At 52.6% G+C, this 17056-nt stretch carries 18 protein-coding genes and 1 tRNA gene; 13 read left to right on the top strand and 6 right to left on the bottom strand.

Going from position 1 to position 17056, the window contains the following annotated elements:
* The first annotated feature begins 79 nt into the window (after positions 1-79).
* The 7 genes from mobF (at position 80) to O3S85_RS00500 (ending at position 6611) form a co-directional block, all read left to right on the top strand.
* Positions 80-2932 carry a MobF family relaxase gene (gene mobF, locus O3S85_RS00530; protein WP_269537012.1) on the top strand — a complete coding sequence of 951 codons (2853 nt, stop codon included), beginning with the start codon at positions 80-82 and terminating at the stop codon, positions 2930-2932.
* The gene (locus tag O3S85_RS00525) at positions 2922-3347 is read left to right on the top strand and encodes a hypothetical protein (protein WP_269537010.1); all 426 of its coding nucleotides are present in this window, start codon (positions 2922-2924) and stop codon (positions 3345-3347) included. Before mobF ends, O3S85_RS00525 begins: the two co-directional genes overlap by 11 nt.
* A gap of 50 nt (positions 3348-3397) precedes the next feature.
* Positions 3398-3712, top strand: a complete 315-nt coding sequence (locus O3S85_RS00520) for a MerR family transcriptional regulator (RefSeq protein ID WP_269537008.1) — start codon at positions 3398-3400, stop codon at positions 3710-3712.
* Between the two features lie 141 nt (positions 3713-3853).
* Positions 3854-4486: a hypothetical protein gene (locus O3S85_RS00515; protein ID WP_269537005.1), complete on the top strand. Its 633-nt coding sequence runs from the start codon at positions 3854-3856 to the stop codon at positions 4484-4486.
* Complete coding sequence (locus O3S85_RS00510; RefSeq protein WP_269537003.1) at positions 4461-5267, top strand: nitrilase-related carbon-nitrogen hydrolase; 807 nt, start codon at positions 4461-4463, stop codon at positions 5265-5267. The genes O3S85_RS00515 and O3S85_RS00510 overlap by 26 nt, the downstream gene beginning before the upstream one ends.
* A 24-nt stretch (positions 5268-5291) precedes the next feature.
* Positions 5292-5915, top strand: a complete 624-nt coding sequence (locus O3S85_RS00505) for a GntR family transcriptional regulator (protein WP_269537002.1) — start codon at positions 5292-5294, stop codon at positions 5913-5915.
* A gap of 9 nt (positions 5916-5924) precedes the next feature.
* Positions 5925-6611: a hypothetical protein gene (locus O3S85_RS00500; RefSeq protein WP_269537001.1), complete on the top strand. Its 687-nt coding sequence runs from the start codon at positions 5925-5927 to the stop codon at positions 6609-6611.
* Positions 6612-6708: 97 nt separating this feature from the next.
* On the opposite strand, the gene O3S85_RS00495 is transcribed toward O3S85_RS00500, so the two are convergent.
* From O3S85_RS00495 to O3S85_RS00485, 3 genes are all read right to left on the bottom strand, one after another.
* The gene (locus O3S85_RS00495) at positions 6709-8148 is read right to left on the bottom strand and encodes a tyrosine-type recombinase/integrase (protein ID WP_269537000.1); all 1440 of its coding nucleotides are present in this window, start codon (positions 8146-8148) and stop codon (positions 6709-6711) included.
* A 58-nt stretch (positions 8149-8206) separates the two neighbouring features.
* Positions 8207-8294 (bottom strand) — tRNA-Ser (locus O3S85_RS00490).
* 79 nt (positions 8295-8373) lie between these two features.
* Positions 8374-8628, bottom strand: a complete 255-nt coding sequence (locus O3S85_RS00485) for a hypothetical protein (RefSeq protein ID WP_269537842.1) — start codon at positions 8626-8628, stop codon at positions 8374-8376.
* A gap of 60 nt (positions 8629-8688) precedes the next feature.
* On the opposite strand from O3S85_RS00485, the gene O3S85_RS00480 reads away from it, so the two are divergent.
* Positions 8689-10785: a copper-transporting P-type ATPase gene (locus O3S85_RS00480; RefSeq protein WP_332107524.1), complete on the top strand. Its 2097-nt coding sequence runs from the start codon at positions 8689-8691 to the stop codon at positions 10783-10785.
* Here the strand turns inward: O3S85_RS00480 and O3S85_RS00475 are convergent, their stop codons facing one another.
* The gene (locus tag O3S85_RS00475) at positions 10786-11469 is read right to left on the bottom strand and encodes an exopolysaccharide biosynthesis protein (RefSeq protein ID WP_269536999.1); all 684 of its coding nucleotides are present in this window, start codon (positions 11467-11469) and stop codon (positions 10786-10788) included. It abuts the gene before it with no gap.
* Between the two features lie 236 nt (positions 11470-11705).
* On the opposite strand from O3S85_RS00475, the gene O3S85_RS00470 reads away from it, so the two are divergent.
* The gene (locus O3S85_RS00470; RefSeq protein ID WP_269536998.1) at positions 11706-12851 is read left to right on the top strand and encodes a sigma-70 family RNA polymerase sigma factor; all 1146 of its coding nucleotides are present in this window, start codon (positions 11706-11708) and stop codon (positions 12849-12851) included.
* Between the two features lie 76 nt (positions 12852-12927).
* Here O3S85_RS00470 and O3S85_RS00465 read toward each other — a convergent pair whose 3' ends face one another.
* Both O3S85_RS00465 and tgt read right to left on the bottom strand, forming a co-directional pair.
* Positions 12928-13623: a LuxR C-terminal-related transcriptional regulator gene (locus O3S85_RS00465; protein ID WP_269536997.1), complete on the bottom strand. Its 696-nt coding sequence runs from the start codon at positions 13621-13623 to the stop codon at positions 12928-12930.
* 96 nt (positions 13624-13719) lie between these two features.
* Positions 13720-14847 carry a tRNA guanosine(34) transglycosylase Tgt gene (tgt, locus tag O3S85_RS00460; RefSeq protein WP_269536996.1) on the bottom strand — a complete coding sequence of 376 codons (1128 nt, stop codon included), beginning with the start codon at positions 14845-14847 and terminating at the stop codon, positions 13720-13722.
* Between the two features lie 162 nt (positions 14848-15009).
* Here tgt and O3S85_RS00455 point away from each other — a divergent pair, with 162 nt between their 5' ends.
* The 4 genes from O3S85_RS00455 to O3S85_RS00440 are packed head-to-tail and all read left to right on the top strand — an operon-like array spanning position 15010 to position 17042.
* Positions 15010-15603: an anthranilate synthase component II gene (locus O3S85_RS00455; protein WP_269536994.1), complete on the top strand. Its 594-nt coding sequence runs from the start codon at positions 15010-15012 to the stop codon at positions 15601-15603.
* Between the two features lie 38 nt (positions 15604-15641).
* Positions 15642-16097 (top strand): transcriptional regulator NrdR, encoded by a 456-nt coding sequence (gene nrdR, locus O3S85_RS00450; protein ID WP_269536992.1) that lies wholly within the window; start codon positions 15642-15644, stop codon positions 16095-16097.
* A 60-nt stretch (positions 16098-16157) separates the two neighbouring features.
* Positions 16158-16559 (top strand): GxxExxY protein, encoded by a 402-nt coding sequence (locus O3S85_RS00445; protein WP_332107530.1) that lies wholly within the window; start codon positions 16158-16160, stop codon positions 16557-16559.
* 6 nt (positions 16560-16565) lie between these two features.
* Positions 16566-17042, top strand: coding sequence for a hypothetical protein (locus O3S85_RS00440; protein ID WP_269536991.1), 477 nt, complete (start codon positions 16566-16568; stop codon positions 17040-17042).
* Positions 17043-17056 lie beyond the last annotated feature (14 nt).

The raw sequence follows: 17056 nt of genomic DNA, 5'->3' as shown, positions 1-17056 counted from the left end.
AACCACGAACGGGAGACAAGGCCTCACCCTGGATACACTTTTGAACGTATTCTAGAGCCTTGACCGGAGACCCGCATCCATGTTGAGAATAACCCAAAGCACGTCTGTTGAAGCGGCCAAGAAGTATTTCAATGAAAGTCTTACCAAAGGCGATTATTACTTTGAAGGTCAGGAAATCGCCGGGTGCTGGGGCGGTCGCGCCGCTGAATGGTTGGGACTCTCCGGTGAGGTAAAAAAAGAAGACTTCTTTAAGCTGCTGGAGAACCAGAAACCAGACGGCAGCAAACTCACTCTCAGCAATAAAGAAGATCGCCGTCCGGGCTACGATTTTACTTTCGACGTGAGCAAGACCATTTCGGTTCTTCACGCCATTACGCAGGACAACAGAATCGTCAAAGCCATGCGCCGCGCGGTCTTTGATACCATGCAGGAAATCGAGCAGGATATGCACGCGCGGGTGCGCAAAGACGGGGCCAATTATGATCGTCCCACAGGCAATATGGTCTGGGCGGATTTCACGCATTTTACCACCCGTCCGGCGGAAGGTTCAAAGCACCTGGAAGAAGGAATGCCCGACCCGCATCTACACATGCATGTCTTTGCGATGAACGCCACCTTTGATGCCAAGGAAAACTGTTGGAAAGCGGGCCAGTTTGAACCCGTCATGCGCGAGGCTCCCTACTATCAGGCCGCCTACCATGTGCGCCTCGCTCAGGAGCTTCAAAAGCTCGGTTACGACATTACGCCCACCAAAGACGCCTTTGAGATCACGGGCATTCCTCTGGACATAAAAAACCGATTTTCCCGGCGCAAACAGGAGATTGACGCCGAAGCAATCCGGCGCGGAATTACCTCTGCCAAAGAGAAAGACAAACTGAACACGCTGATTCGCCGCCTCAAGAATCATGATCTCAATATGCCGGAGATTCGGGCGCATTGGGATCGCGCCTTGCACCGATCTGAACGACGGGCACTGGTTAAAATAATTCGGGCGGCAAGGACGCGGGACAATCCCTCGCCCATCATAGATCGTCAAAGTGTTGGTGAGGCACTGAATCACGCCATTGGTCACAACTTTGAACGGACTTCTGAATGTTCGGAGAAACGTCTGCTCGCCACCACCTTGCAGCGCAGTGTGGGGCGCACGTCGGTGGAGGCGGCAACGTATCAAGTGCGGGAGGATGACCGCCTGTTGATCGGCACCATTGAAGGCGAGCGGCGCGTGACCACCAAAGAAATATTGCGGGAGGAAACGGAGCTGTGTTGCCTCATCCGCGATGGACGCGGCACACGACCCCCGTTGGTGCCTAAAGAGTATCAATTCCAGGAACCTTTGTTTCGCGATCCTGATGCCGATACCGCCGAACAAAAAGCCGCCGTTCTGCACGTCTTACGATCAACGGATTGGGTCACGGGATTGGTGGGCCGTGCGGGCACGGGCAAGACCACGCTCATGCAGGAAGTAAAGGCGGGTCTCGAAAAGAATGGTCGCAAGATGGTGGTGTGTGCGCCCACGGCAGAAGCCTCTCGCGGCGTCTTGCGCCGGGAAGGATTTAAGAATGCTGACACTATCGCCAAAACCCTGATGGATGACGTGATTCAGCGAGACCTCAAGGGCAATGTCCTTTGGATTGATGAGGCCGGGATGCTGGGCAATCAGGCGACCTTGCAACTGCTTAAACTTGCCAACGAGAAAGGGGCCGCCAAGGTGGTGCTATCCGGTGATCCCACGCAAATCCGGTCGGTGCCACGGGGTGACGCCTTCAAGCTTCTGGAGGCACGCGCCGGACTTTCCGTCGCTCGACTGGAAACCATCCAGCGCCAGAAATGTAAGGGTCTCAAAGCCGCCGTCCAATCCATCTCCGACGGCGACATGAAAACTGGGTTTCAAAAGCTGGATACGTTGGACGCCATTAAGGAACTGGACGATGACGACCGCTATCAACAACTCGCCCACGATTACGCGGATAAGTCAGCGGAAAAGATCGGACGCCACGGGAAAGATGTGTTGGTGATTTCACCGACGCACTCTGAGGGCGAGAAAGTCACCAACGCCATCCGCACCGAACTCAAAGCACGGGGCAAAATCCGGGGCGAGGAACGGGAATTTAAGCGCCTCATTGATACCGGATGGACTGAGGAAGAAAAGACCGTAGCCGCTTACTATGAGCCGGGCATGACGGTGAAGTTCCGCCAGAACCTCAAAGACATCAAACGGGGCAAATCCTACAAGGTGAGTCATGTTGATCTGGAGCACAAAAAGGTAATGCTCTCTGACTATCCCGGACTGCCGCCCCTTGAACTCCCTCTGCATCGGGCAAAGCATTTTGGCGTCTACCGGAAAACAACTATTCAAATCGCCAAAGGAGACAGGATTCGCGTCACTGGAAATGGTTACGGCAAGAATGCTAAAGGGGATAAATACCGCCTCAACAATGGAGATTTCAAGGACGTGGCAGGCTTTACAGCGGATGGGGACATCAAACTCAAAAACGGTCAGGAAATTTCCAAAAACTACGGCCACCTGTCCCACGGAGTCTGTATCACAGCGGACGCTTCCCAGGCCAAAACAGTGCATACGGTCATGCTCGCCATGAGCAAAGAATCCTACGGGGCCACGGACATGCGCCGGGCCTACGTGGGTTTGAGTCGCGCCAAACACGAAGCCTACATTTACACCGATGATAAAAGCCGACTCCTGAAAGCAGTCCAACGGGATCAGGATCGCCGCACCGCAACAGACTTGGTGGATCAGGTCCAAGAGAAACATATCCAGCGAGTGGGCCGCTCCATCATCCAGCAACACACCCGTGACCGGATAAAAACGGCTCAAAAACGTATTCTACCTCGGGCCAAGCCACCGCCGTGGCCGCCACCTTTTATACCAACCCGTCAGCATCAACTTATTCAAAGGAGAGGCCGTGAGCGGTAAACGCCATTTATTTGATCGTCAGAAAGCCTATAGAAAACCCGTTATCCCGTCGCAGCCAGAGGGGCCTCCACCTGAGCGCCCCGCTGATGGACGCCCCTACGCTGAAATTCAAGGCGATGGCTTGGTCGCCAGCCGATTGACATTGATTTCCCGCCAAGGTGCGCAATTCTCGTATCCCTATGCCTACATCGGGTTATTGCAGATGAAACACCCAAGCCTGATTACCATTCACTGCACCTGTTCCACCGTTGATACCATCTCAATTCAGGGATGGAACCTCGGCGAACTTGCCCGGCTGTTTGATCTCCAACGCCTCACCACCGTCTGGGAGTCACCCTTAGACAATCCTCAACAAGCTGATATGGTCGTGGAAACCATCGGCATACAGTTGCCTAAAGAAGATACAGGCCCCTAGAAAGTTTACCTGAGACCGGATGGGAGCGCTGGGTTTACGTATTCTTATGCGTGAAAGGCGTAGACACAGTTGATTCTTTGGGCACTCCTCAAAAGCGGGACGTTGTTCAGGAACTCACTGCACTGCGGAATGAGATAAAGGCGCTCAAATCCACGCTTGAAGATGTAACCTCCATTCAAGCGCCACTTTTAGGAATTCAGGAGGTTGCCAAGAGCTTCGGGAAGTCGCCGGACACCATCAGCCGATGGGTCAAAGATCGCGTCATCAGTTGCTATAAAATCCCCAATGGCAGGGGGCACGTCTACCTCTTCAGTTGGAAGCAGTTGGAGGAGGACTTGAGCGACCATGCTCAACCAAGGCTCTGACTTTCTAAAAAAGCACCTGAAATGCCCTTTCTCGCACTGAATGCGCAAGGTCTTAACTGAGCGTATATGTGCCTATTTGTCCGCCATCAAAAAAATGAAGAAAGCTCTTGCAAAATGCAGCTAGTATACTAGTATACCAGCATGAACGAAAGCCAGCGACTTGATTTTGAGGCAAATGCCGCTCTGGTTGAGTGCTATGTGAAAATGCGCTTAGGCATACTAGTTGGCACTCTCGCAATACTAGGGGTCGTTGCAGGCAAAAGTGGGCACTCTGACCTTTTGGAGACCCTAAAATGCGTATTGATGCTAATTATCGTGTATGGAGCAATAAAAGTCGCGGCGTCAGCTAACCGAAATGTATATGTGCGGTGTCTTTATCTGTCGATCTTGGAAGAGAAAACAAAAACAAGAGGCTTTTTTAGCTGTTGGAGGCAAATGATAAAGAAGGCCCCCGAGGACTTAAGTAGTCATGCCGTAACAATAGCATATCGAATAATTAATATATGTGTAGCTGGATATGCAGTCGCGATGACCCTTAATCAGTCATATTCATCAAGTTTAGCAGAAAATTACCCCTCTTCACTGTTTCACGCATTTGCACTATTTCCAATTATATTTACATATAAAATTAACGAGTCAGAAATAAGAAAGAATTTCGATATTAATATTCTTCAAGATCAAATATACAGCAATCTAGTAAATGCCTACGATCAACTAGATAAACAACAAACAGAAAGCACGGAATCCCATGAAAATAGCAATAGTTCAAAGTGATTGCCAGTCCGGTAATGTAGAGCAAAATATTGAAAATATTATTTGCAACATCGAGAAATGCTCAAGGCAGTCTGCGGACTTGGCGGTATTTCCAGAAATGAGCGATACGGGCTACCATATGCCAACTATCGTTAAGACCGCATCCACTTGGGAGGATGGGCCATTTCAAGAAATTGCAGCAGCAGCCTCAAAGTTCAATATTAACGTAGCTATTGGTTTATCTGAAAAAACGGATAAGACAATTTATAACACAATTGCCGTGGTAGGCAGATCTGGAAATCTTGTAAATAAATACCGAAAGACACACCTTATAACAGCAGACCCAATTTGTGAGCAAAATTATATTGGATTCGGCAAGTCGCTTGAGACTTGTGAGTTGGAAGGTGTGCGCTTCGGACTGATGACCTGCTATGACATCCGCTTTCCAGAAATATCCAGAATTTATGCATTGGATCAAGTTGATGCAATCATAGTTCCGGCTGCATTTCCGCTTCTCCGACAAGATCATTGGGATATACTTACTCGTGCAAGAGCAATAGAAAATCAACTATTCCTGATCGCATCCAATCGGGTCGGGGCCGATGAGGGATTTTTGTTCTGCGGGAACAGCAGAATTGTTGATCCATACGGAGTCTTATCAGCTACCTGCTCCACGATCGATGAGACAATCGCTATAGCGGAAGTAGATAAATTGCGAATTAATGAAATTCGATCTAAGATGCAGATTTTCCCGGATAGGAAAGTTCAAATCTACAAACAACATAGCAATAAGTTATTTTAAGTGGTAACTAGAAAATCCCGCGCCTTGGAGGAACTTCGCCACGAAATCACAAGTGGCGAGCTAAAACCCGGTCAACTTTTCTCAGAAAATGAAATCGCAAAAAAGCTTGGAATCTCGAGAACTCCCGTTCGGGACGCAATCAACGCTCTCGTTTTCGAGGGACTGGTTGAGCAAATTCCCCAAGTTGGAATCCGTGTCAGAGAATTCACAGAATCAGACCTGCAAGAGTTGTTTGAAGTGCGCCAAATGCTTGAAGTGCACGCGACAAACGAATGTAGCAAAATAGCAAAAGGGAACAATAAAATCAGAGAAGAACTTACATCTATAACTGATGAGATGAGACATTTTGCAAACCAAGACAACCTTCAACTATTCCTAATGAATGATATAAAATTCCATCATAGAGTAGTAGATATAGCTAAACTAAATTTTGTGAAGTCTATAATAGAGCAAATTGGAAATCGTATTAAATTGACCGGATTCTACTCCAGTCCAACACAGAGCGAAATGCATGAGGCGACCGATGAGCATGTTGCAATAGCCAACGGGATATATGCCGGACCAGAATTCGCTGGTGGCGCAATGTTGGAACACTTGATGAAAACAATAATTAGAATTAACAAAAACACCAATTATAAACTCAAATGACAAAAGAGGATGATTAACATAGACCAAAAAAGACACGAATACGCCTATGATTTCGTTACAACAATACCAAATTTTCTGTTAGCAAAATCATGCGATAAAATAAATACTGGAATGTCCGATCTTATCAACTTACGAAAGGTTGATTTGGTCGACCATACAGAACAGGGAACTGTTAGCGAACTTGATTACGGGGGGGCATATAAGCATCACATATTCAAAGGGAATGACATAAGGGCGCATTTTCCGATCCTTGAAGGCATATACTATGCTATTCTTCCTTTGGTTTCACTGGTGACCTTGCAGCCGGTCGTTTTGTCCCCGTATCCAGATTCAGATATCAACATAAAGTCCTATCCTCCTGGCGGGGGGACGATCGGTTGGCACAAGGATACTAATGGGATAACTGTATTACTATACACAACTACAAATACGGAGGGCCCACTCATAGTCGAAATTGAGCGCGACCATCCCAACAAGCCGTCAACAATCGAAACAAAGGAGATATACGCAGAAAAGGGTATGCTGTTGCTAATGCAAGGGCGAAAAGTGAAACATATGTCTGCTCCTACTAGCCTAGAAACTAAATCTGTTGTGGTATTTAATTTTTATGTAGGTGGTAAGCATGGCGATACCTGGAGGCCCTCAGGCTTCGATGACCTTGTTTACAAAGGCGTGCCCACTGGCAATAATTCGTAGTGTGTTTATACCGAAACGGAGACGTTGGATAGATATAGCTTAAATTAAGGTAATTAAATACAGCTTCGCCCTTATTCAAAGATTGTGGGCGAAGCTTTCATTTTGGTAAACAAAAGCCAGGCGTCTGGGCAAAATACGCCGTGTGGTCGTCAGGATGATCCAGCAAGCCCCGATAATGCTCTACAAATACATCAGCACTGTGGCCTAGCTGCTCAATTGTGTGGTTTTTATCGAAGCCACTATTATAGTAGAGGTTCGTGCCGCAGGTATGGCGGAGCACATCCTGATATTCCAGTAACTTCTTCCGGCAGGACTCGGAAAACTCCTTTTCAGCTTTGGTCTTCTTAACGCCACGCTTGCGAGCACGGCGCAAATCAATGTAATGCTGGCCATCACCTTCCGGCAGATAAGCAAGCGCTCGAAAATTTGCATATCGGGTGTTATCGCCGTCGGGATCGTATTTGAAACAAAGAGGCCAATCATTGTCCCGAATTAGGCGCAACCACTCTTTGGCATTCTCAGGAATTTGGATGATGCGCTGGTCGCGCATCTTGCCAAAACCATCAACACGAACAATCCCCTCATCCAGCTTAACAAAACGCTCCCAGTAATCTTGCTGCTTCACAAGGTCAAAGACCTCGCTTGGGCGCATTCCGAGAAATAGGCCGCAGACGGCAAAGCCCAAAATCCCATACTCACGTTGCTCATAGGCAACCTGCAAGGCTCGCTTGGATTCTTCCAATTGCAGAATCTTTGGCGTCTTTCGCTGGCTGCTCGTTGTCTTCAGGGATTTTGCGCCGTTGGATTTCTGATAGTGGACATACACGCCATCCATCGGATTTTTGTCGATGAAACGGTGCTCGTCCTTCGGGTTGGAGGCATCGTTGAAAAAAGTGTTGGCGCTCGTGATGTAATTCCGTCGTGTCCTGACACCGACATCCAGGCTATCAAAGAAGCGAATCAACATCTTGGCGGTCACGTCTCCAATTTTAACCCGCGCATCAGAACCGTTAAGATGCCCCACAATTGGGTTTAGATGCTTCTTAAGGGTCTTGTAGGTCTCGTTGCTTAAATGGTCGTTCTCAACGGCCTCCTGCTTTCTGGCTAGGAAGATGTTAACGCAGTCATCTAGATATGGGCTATCTTGCGCCAATTTCAGATGCTCACGGTAGAGAATCACCGCATCTACGAGACTTTTGTTGCGATCGGGGATCTGGTCAAAGATAGCAAAAGCGGCCTTCGCTTCTCTAAGTTGACGTGCAGTCAAATAGGTCTGCTCTCGTTCACGCCGAATTAAACGCTCACGCTCCTTCTGTTCCTTCAAGACTGCTTCTTGCATCGCAAGTGCGGCTGAGCGTTGCTCGGTCAAGGTGGCTTCCTTACCCTCGCGCTTTAGGTCGCGGACGAAGGATTTGCGCTTGGCCTTGAGCTTTCCCTTATCGTCAAATTCGTAGAATTCGCACACCCATTGGCCGGTGGTGGCGTTCTTGAAAACAGAAGGTTTGGGGAGAGACGGACGTTTCGGTTTTGCCAGCATTTGCGGACAAATTCTTACTGAATTCCACTGACAGTCAACCGCTAAAGCCCTGATAGAATGGCGGATGGGGAGGGATTCGAACCCCCGGACACTTGCGCGTCAATGGTTTTCAAGACCACCGCATTCGGCCACTCTGCCACCCATCCGTGTTCCGTAAAGTGCGCTTTTTCCCATGTCCGTCCGAAAAGCGCAAGGCGATTTTCGATATTGCTCTGATCTTGCGGATTACCCGGATACTGGAATATTCTTCCAGCATCTATGGGCTCCCAACCTGGAAAACATCACGACCACAGCCATGACGACTGCCATCATCAAGCGGCTGAGACTAAAAAGGAACACAGCTGTTGCGGCGGTGGTCACGACAAACCTGCGCATCGCGACGATCCGCACAAAGAATGCGATCACGATCACAGCCACCACGCCGATCATGATCACGAGGCCCACAATCACGAGCACCAAGAGCATGGCAGCTGTTGCCACGGGCATCAGAGTAAAGCTCCCAGCGGGCCAGCCGACCCCAACGCAATTTACACCTGCCCGATGCACCCGGAGATCGAGCAAAAAGGCCCCGGCGAGTGCCCCATTTGCGGCATGGCGCTGGAGCCCAAGGAGCCAACCGGCGTCGTGGATGACTCCGAGTATCGCGACATGCGCAAGCGCTTCTATGGGTCGCTGATATTCTCCATACCAGTCTTCCTCCTGGCAATGCTACCCATGCTACCCGCGCTGAGCGACGTCGCGTTTTTCAAAGGGGCGATCAACGGCTGGCTACAACTTGCACTAACCATCCCCGTGCTAACGTGGGCAGGCGGCTTTGTTTTCGTGCGCGGCTTTAAATCGATCGTCTCGTGGAATCTCAACATGTTTTCGCTGATCGCGATTGGCGTCGGTGCGGCCGTCGCGTTTAGTGCGCTGGCGGTGATTGCCCCGGGAATCTTGCCCGACGCCTTCAAAGAACACGGGCAGGCACACATTTATTTTGAATCGGCGGCCGTGATCATCTCTCTCGTGCTCCTCGGGCAAATGTTAGAAGCGCGCGCGCGGGGAAAAACCGGCGAGGCGCTACAGCTCCTGATGAACCAGACGCCAGACACCGCCATCGTTGTTGATGAGCGAGGCGAGGAAAAGGAAACGCCACTGGAAGAGGTGAAGGCTGGCCAAACTCTGCGGGTCAAGCCCGGTGCCAAGGTCCCGGTGGACGGCAAGGTGCTCGACGGCTCCGGTGCCGTCGATGAGTCGATGATCACCGGCGAGCCCGATCCGGTCAAAAAACAACCGGACGAAACCGTCACCGCCGGCACACTCAACCAACGCGGGTCGTTCACGATGGTTGCGGAAAAAGTCGGCAGCGACACTTTGCTCAGCGGCATCATCAGCATGGTTGCCTCCGCCCAGCGCAGCCGTGCGCCAATCCAGGCCACAGCAGACAAAGTGGCAGGTATTTTCGTGCCAGCGGTCATCGCAATCGCGGTGCTTTCATTTATATGCTGGGCCACGTTTGGCCCGTCGCCGAGGCTGTCCTATGCGTTGATCAATGCGGTGGCTGTGCTGATCATCGCCTGCCCCTGTGCGCTCGGGTTGGCGACGCCCATCTCGATCATGGTTGGCGTGGGCCGGGCAGCGCGGGAAGGCATTTTAATCAAGAACGCCGAGGCAATCGAAACTCTGGAGAAAATCGACACGCTTATCATCGACAAAACCGGCACCTTAACGGAAGGCCAACCCAACGTCACCAACGTCGTTGCCGCCGAAGGTTTTTCAGACAAAGAGCTCCTGCGCCTGGCCGCCAGTATCGAGAAGCAGAGCGAACACCCGCTGGCCCTGGCCGTGATCCGGGGTGCTGAAAAGGACGGCGTGGAACTGGCGAGCGTGAGCGACTTTGACTCCGAGACCGGCGATGGCGTGCTGGGCACCATCGACGGGGCAACCGTCCGTGTAGGCCGCATTAACTTTGTCATGCAAAGTAACGAGCCCGACAGCAGTTTGGCTGCTCGCGGCGAAGCGCTCGCCCGTGAGGCCAAGACCGTCATCTACGTCTCGCGTGATGCCAAGCTTGCCGGGCTAATCGCCATTGCCGACCCAATCAAACCAACCACCAAAGACGCCATCGCCCAGCTACATGCGCAGGGCCTGAAAATCGTCATGATGACGGGTGACAACGAGCAAACGGCACAAGCCGTTGCGCAGGCTGTTGGCATTGATGAGTTCCACGCCGGCGTGAAACCCGCCGACAAGCACGACGAAGTGCAGCGCTTAAAAAAGGCCGGCCAAAAAGTCGCCATGGCGGGTGACGGGCTTAACGACGCCCCTGCCCTCGCAGCGGCCGATGTTGGCATCGCCATGGGCGCGGGCACCGATGTCGCCATGGAGAGCGCGGGCGTCACGCTGGTTCGCGGCGACCTGCTAGGCATTGTCAAAGCGCGCGCGCTGAGCCAGGGCGTCATGAAAAACATCCGGCAGAACCTGTTCTTCGCGTTCATTTACAACGGCGTCGGTGTGCCGGTGGCCGCGGGCATTCTTTACCCGTTGATCGGCGTCTTGCTCAACCCGATGATCGCCGCCGCCGCGATGAGCCTCAGCTCGGTATCCGTCATTGGCAACGCGTTGCGCCTCAAGGCGCTAAAGCTCAAGTCGTAGCTACTCGGCCTCGGGCTCCATCCCAAGTAGGCTTTTTACGTAGCCCTTAACCATGCTGAGAAATTCGTGAATGCCATCCCAGCCATATTCCGAAAAATAGTGCGCCAGGAAGTAGATCGCCGCCAGATAGATTAGCAGCGCAAACAGCCCCGCCGCCATCGCGGCAAGCGCGAGCAGGCCATCCTCCTCACTGATGCAGACACCGATCAGGAAGATCACGAATGCAGGAAACGTGTTCGTGCCGGGGATGGGCAGCGTCATCAGCAGTGACATGACAATGACGAGTATTGCCAGGAATCGCCGCCCCATTGGCTGAGTGGCAAAGCGCAGGCGTGGACGGATAAAACGCTCCAAAAAACCGAGAAACTTGGTCGCAGCTGTAATCATTTTCTGGAAAAACCCATACGACAGAGACATTTTTTTGGCTTTATCGGGTAGCCAGGGCGTGTGCCGCCCTTTGAGCATTTGAACGCCGATGGTGAGCATCAACAAGCCAAACGGCGTACTGTACCCAGCGGCGGGAACCGGTAGGGCGCTCGGGAGACTGAGGAGGATAAGGACAAGGCCAAAACCCTTATCATCAATCGCTTGCATAATCTCCTGCAAGGTATAATCCCGTTTTTCCTTCATGTCCTTGAAGCGGGAAAGCGCATCGCTTAGGCTCGTTTTATGAACGTCGTGCATTGGAAAATGTTATAATTGGGAAAATTATTCCAACATTAGAAAGCTAAGGTGATATATTCAGTAAGCTTACTAATTTACTTGAAACTGAATTTCAGTGTGGCAAAAAGGTCACTTCTCGATGCATATTAATTCCAGAAAGGCAACGCCTTCTTTTACTTAGGACTTTTAGACACGTTTGTATTCACCCCGGTGCCGCTGCTGGCACCACCCTCTAATCCTCTCACACCCTAGAAACAATGAGCGCCGAAGACAGGTCTGTTCGCCCGCATCTAATGACGGGTCTCGGACGTGTTCAGAGCAAGGACGATCAGGTCAGCGAACGGCTCTGCCGTAAGACCATTTCACGCCACCGCGTGCAGATAGACTACCTTCTTCGCATTCCACAATGGGAGGAGCTTTATCAGCCAGGCTTGGAAGCATTGTCCCTGCCCCTGCCCCGCCGCGGCATCAACTTGCGGTCCCTGCTTGATAGCCTTCTGGTCGAATACAAGCAGCAACTGGCCCAGTGGGTCATCAGCCAATACCGTGGCCGATTCCCCGCCAACCAAGCCAAGCGAATCATCCGCATATGGTCACTCGACGGCCTCGCCGAGCCCATGGGCGAAACCCTTAATTTCAGCGAGTGGCTTGAGCTCAAGGAGCGTCTGCTCCACCGAATGAAGATCGAGCACAACCGCTACAAGAAGTCCCAGACGATTCTCTTTCGTCGTTACCAGTCCCTGTTGCACAAGCTGGTAAACCGGCAGGTTTTCGATCCTGGCCAACGCCCGGACGCCTATCAGGAGGCCTCACTCGGCCTCATCCACGCGATCGATAAAGTGGAGGACTCCGGTGCTTCATTTGGCAGCTATGCCCGCACGTGGATCACCCGGCAAATCCGTAACTACCTGATGGGCGAACGCTTCCCCGTGCATGTGCCCATCAATCTCGCCTCCCGCCTCCTGCGCGAAGGGAACGAAGCCAAAAGCCGCGAAGAGAGCGACAAGGCCAAACGCCCGGGGGACCCCTCTCCACGCAGTGCTGAAGAGCTTAGCCCCTTCCACGAGTTGCTGAGCCCCGGTGTGCCCCTGGACGCCCCCACCAATGACGACGAGGCCCCGCGCCAACTCGCAGACGATCTGGCCCAAGACCCGCACGAGCGCCTTTCCCGCAAAGACCTTCATGCCGCGTTACGCGGCTTGATGAGTGAGCTGACCGACAAGCAACGCGAAGTCCTCGCCCTGCGCTTCGGCCTCAACGAAGGGAATCGCCAGTGGACTCTCTCGGAGATCGCCCAGGAGGTTGGCATCAGCCATCAGCAAGTTTCCCAGCGCGAGAAGCGTGCCCTGGAAAAGCTCGAAAGCGTGCTGCGCCCGCTTTACGAGGAAATGAACATCCAGTAGCTCGATTACTCAAAAACGCAAAACGGGGCCCTGAAAACTCAGAAGGCCCCGGCTGCAAAGATGTTGTTCGTGCGGTTTAGCCGCAACCGCTGCCGACCGTGGCAAACGGGCTCGCGCTGCCAAAGCTCTTTTGCTGGTAGTCCCAGAACATTGCGGCGGCTTCCGTGCGACGGTTTGCATTGAGCTTACTGAGCACGCTGCTGAAATAGTTTTTCACCGTCTTTTCGCTCAATCCGAGCTGGTCGGCTACTTGGCGATTGGACATCCCCTTGGCGACCAGTTCCAAAACCCGGCGCTCCTGAACACTGAGGGAGTCAATCTCGTGTGCATGCTGACCACTGCCTTTGCCGCTGCGCATGTGCTCCACGACGCATTCGGCGATCTCCGGTGCCAAAACCGGCTTACCAGCAAGCACTTGAATCAACGAATCAATTAACTCAGAAGAAGAAATATCCTTCAGCACGTAGCCCTCGATACCCAGTGAGAAGGCTTCGATCATGCACTGGCGATCCGGACAAGAGCTGATCAGGAAAAGCTTAGCCGGCTTGGCAGACTCTTTAATATATCGGCAAATCGACAAACCGCTACAGTCCGGCAGCATCGTGTCCATGATGACCAGGTCGGGAGAAGTCTGGTCGTAAAGGGCCTTAGCTTCGTCGGCTGAGCCGACTTCGCCTACAATTTCGTGTTCGGTTTTTTCTAAAATCAATGTGCGCAACCCGATACGGGTCAGCTCCACACCTTCAATGATGAGTATTTTCTTGGGAGTCATGATGTAGATTGGCGTATGTCTAAACAATGAGACAAAAAGGAATTAAAGTCCACCCCTTAATGCAAAATGCAAATACAGGTAGAACCCTTCATTCCTTTAGTCTCGAGAATGATAACTTTCGATCCATTGCTGACTCCATGGCGTGAAGTCACCAATGGCTATGTGCTCTCGCGCTTGGCGCATTAAGTCGAGAAAGAAATGCACATTGTGTAATGAGAGCAAAGTGTGCGCCAATAACTCATTGGCCATAATCAGGTGTCTCAAGTAAGCGCGGGAAAACGTCCGGCAGGTGTAGTTATCGAGCCCTTCGACGATGGGAGATTCGTCGTGTTTAAAACGCTCATTGCGCAAATTGATCGTTCCGTGGGGAGTAAACACATTGGCGTGCCGGGCAAGACGAGTCGGCATCACACAGTCAAACATGTCCGCGCCAAGGCCGATCATTTTGAGCAACTGCGGCGGCGTGCCCACGCCCATCACGTAGCGGGGCTTGTCCACGGGCAGCTCAGGGATACTTGCCGCGACCTGGCGCAACATCTCGGGCTCCGGCTCGCCGACGCTCACGCCACCAACCGCATAGCCAGGGAAACCGATGTCCACCAGGGCCTGTGCGCAGGCTTTGCGTTGGTCGTCGTAGATCGAGCCCTGCACGATACCAAAGGCGTGGTGCCCGGCGTCGAGCCACCCCTCACCAGCCGCAATTTCCTTAAATTCGCGCGCCCAACGGATCGTGCGGTCCACCGCGGCGGCACAGTCTTTTTCATCGCAGGGGAACGGCGGACATTCGTCGAGCACCATGGCGATGTCGGTGCCCAGATTGCGCTGAATGTCGAAGCACTCACGCGGCCCGAGGAAAAACTTCCGCCCGTCAATGTGGCTCTGAAACGCGATCCCCTTGTCGGTTATCTTGCGCAGTTTCGCCAAACTAAAAACCTGAAAACCACCGCTATCGGTAAGAATTGGCTTATTCCAAGCCATAAACTTATGCAGCCCACCCATTTGCGCAACGAGCTCAGAACCCGGGCGTAAATTGAGATGATACGTGTTTCCCAGAATGATCTGCGCACCGACTTCCTCCACCTGCGCGGGGGTCAGCGCCTTGACAGTCGCCTGCGTGCCCACGGGCATAAAGATGGGTGTCTCGATCTCACCATGACGCGTCAACACGCGCCCGCGCCGCGGCCCATTGGCCTCGCCTTGTAGAAGCTGGAAGGAGTTGGTCATCGCAGATCAAGCAGAAGGCAGATTGCCCTGCTGTCGAGATTGAAAGCACCCGCAAAAGCGTCGTGCTCCTTCAGGATATAACCGCAAAAAACCCTACATTTAGTGGGGAAAGTCAGATATTGACTATTTGTGGGCTATTACGCAATGTGGCGGATTGTCATTATGCTTCTGGTCATCGATAATTTCGACTCCTTCACCTACAACCTCGTCCAATACTTCGGACAGCTCGGGGTGGAGCAGCGCGTGTTCCGCAATAACGAGATCACGCCGGAGGAAGCCCTGGCCCTCAAGCCGGAGCGCGTATTGCTGTCGCCGGGGCCCTGTTCACCCAACGAAGCTGGGGTCAGCATGGCGATGATCGAGGCCTTCGCGGGCAAAGTTCCGCTGCTGGGCGTGTGCCTTGGCCACCAGTGCATCGGCCAATATTTCGGCGGAGACGTCGTCCGCGCCAAGCGCCTGATGCACGGCAAAACCTCCCCCGTGAAGCACACCGACAGCGACGTCTTTAACGGACTACCGCAGGACTTCCCCGCAACCCGCTATCACTCCCTGCTGGTCGACAAAGCCACCCTGCCCGGCTGCCTCGAAGTCACCGCCTGGGTGGACGACCCCGACTATGCCGAGAGCGCCAACGAGATCATGGGCATGCGCCACAAGGAGCTGCCGGTTTACGGTGTGCAATTCCACCCGGAGTCCTACGCCACTGCCCACGGCATGAAGCTGCTGGATAATTTCCTCAAACTGTCGGCCAATTGAGCAGGCCGCCGATTCCCCGATTGCTCAAGGTTTAGATCATGCAGTGTCCCAAATGCACGCACGCCGACACCAAGGTGTTGGACACCCGATTGGGCAAGAACAACCTGTCCATTCGCCGCCGCCGCCAATGCCTGGGCTGCGGCTACCGCTTTACCACGATCGAAGAAATTCTCCGCGAGGGCCTGGTGGTCGTCAAACGCAACGGTGCCCGCGAGGAGTTTGACCGCATGAAGATGCTGGCCGGTATCCGCCGCGCCGCCGAAAAACGCCCCATCGAAGCCGAGCAAATCGAAATGATGATCGTCGAAATGATCGACGAGCTGGAGCGCGAATTCGGCAGCGAAATCCCCAGCAAAGCCATTGGCGAGCTGATCATGAACCGCCTGAAGGAGATCGACCAGATCGCCTACGTCCGCTTCGCCAGCGTCTATAAAGACTTCCGCGACATCGAAGAGCTCGCCGCCGAGATCAGCGACCTCAAGGTGATGCGTTAGTCCGAAAAAATTTCCCACAGGGGCGCAGAGCCGCAAAGGATTTCCATGAACTAGAACCAAATCGGCACAATCATCATTGAAGTCGCAATTGCAATTCATCGGGAACTCGGTCCCGGCTTGCTGGAAAGTGTATATGAATTGCTCCTGGCCAGAGAACTCGAAGAACGTGGGCTTCAGGTCGAGCGACAAGTGCCCGTAAAAATCCGCTACAAGAACGTAATCTTTGATGAAGGGTTTCGTGCAGATATAATCGTTAATCAAAAAGTGCTAATTGAGTTGAAATCTGTAGAAAGAGTTTCGCCGATACATAAAAAACAAACCCAGACATACCTAAAATTAACTGGATACAAATTAGGCTATCTGCTCAATTTTAATGAATCCCTGCTGAAAAACGGCATTACGCGCTGCGTAAATAATCTGGAAGAAGCGCTCTCAGCGCCTCAGCGCCCCAGCGGGAAATAATCACGTATGTCTGAACCCACCACAGAAGGCTCCCTGCCTGCAGTCAACCTGCAGGCGCTGAACCGGCTGATTCATTTGGCGACGGACAGCGATCCGCAACTGGCTGAGCAAATCGAGTCCGCCGTCACCTTTGCCCGGCAGACCGGCGAACGCGATTACACTGAGCTCAATCAAGTCGTTGAACAGCTCTTGCGCCTGCACCTGCAGGGCAGTCGCCATACCGGCGTGGCTCACTGCGACCTCACCGGGGCCGATGACGACCCGCTTTTCCTGCGCCCTGCCATGATGCAGGCCTTGCGCAAAGTCGGCGGCTGCCGCGAGGCGGTTATCCTCATCACTGGGCTGCGCCGCAGCATCTGCCCCCCTGGGCGCTACTTCACCAGCAAACGCCAGCAAACCTACAACCACAGTCAGGACTACCTGGAACAACTTGCCGCCAAATACACCTCCGCCAAAACGCGGTTGCGGCTGGTGTTTGTTTAGTCATTCGCTAAATT

The sequence above is a fragment of the Cerasicoccus sp. TK19100 genome (genome assembly GCF_027257155.1).
Classification (GTDB): Bacteria; Verrucomicrobiota; Verrucomicrobiia; order Opitutales; family Cerasicoccaceae; genus Cerasicoccus; species Cerasicoccus fimbriatus.
The sequence above is the reverse complement of the archived record's forward strand: the minus strand, read 5'-3'. Positions and strand labels throughout refer to the sequence as shown.

Bases quoted from the DNA above. Each gene is read 5' to 3' on its own strand.
- mobF (WP_269537012.1), top strand. From the start codon at position 80: ATGTTGAGAATAACCCAAAGCACGTCTGTTGAAGCGGCCAAGAAGTAT.
- O3S85_RS00515 (WP_269537005.1), top strand. From the start codon at position 3,854: ATGAACGAAAGCCAGCGACTTGATTTTGAGGCAAATGCCGCTCTGGTT.
- O3S85_RS00510 (WP_269537003.1), top strand. From the start codon at position 4,461: ATGAAAATAGCAATAGTTCAAAGTGATTGCCAGTCCGGTAATGTAGAG.
- O3S85_RS00500 (WP_269537001.1), top strand. From the start codon at position 5,925: ATGATTAACATAGACCAAAAAAGACACGAATACGCCTATGATTTCGTT.
- O3S85_RS00495 (WP_269537000.1), bottom strand. From the start codon at position 8,148: ATGCTGGCAAAACCGAAACGTCCGTCTCTCCCCAAACCTTCTGTTTTC.
- O3S85_RS00480 (WP_332107524.1), top strand. From the start codon at position 8,689: ATGCACCCGGAGATCGAGCAAAAAGGCCCCGGCGAGTGCCCCATTTGC.
- O3S85_RS00475 (WP_269536999.1), bottom strand. From the start codon at position 11,469: ATGCACGACGTTCATAAAACGAGCCTAAGCGATGCGCTTTCCCGCTTC.
- O3S85_RS00470 (WP_269536998.1), top strand. From the start codon at position 11,706: ATGAGCGCCGAAGACAGGTCTGTTCGCCCGCATCTAATGACGGGTCTC.
- O3S85_RS00465 (WP_269536997.1), bottom strand. From the start codon at position 13,623: ATGACTCCCAAGAAAATACTCATCATTGAAGGTGTGGAGCTGACCCGT.
- tgt (WP_269536996.1), bottom strand. From the start codon at position 14,847: ATGACCAACTCCTTCCAGCTTCTACAAGGCGAGGCCAATGGGCCGCGG.
- O3S85_RS00455 (WP_269536994.1), top strand. From the start codon at position 15,010: ATGCTTCTGGTCATCGATAATTTCGACTCCTTCACCTACAACCTCGTC.
- nrdR (WP_269536992.1), top strand. From the start codon at position 15,642: ATGCAGTGTCCCAAATGCACGCACGCCGACACCAAGGTGTTGGACACC.
- O3S85_RS00440 (WP_269536991.1), top strand. From the start codon at position 16,566: ATGTCTGAACCCACCACAGAAGGCTCCCTGCCTGCAGTCAACCTGCAG.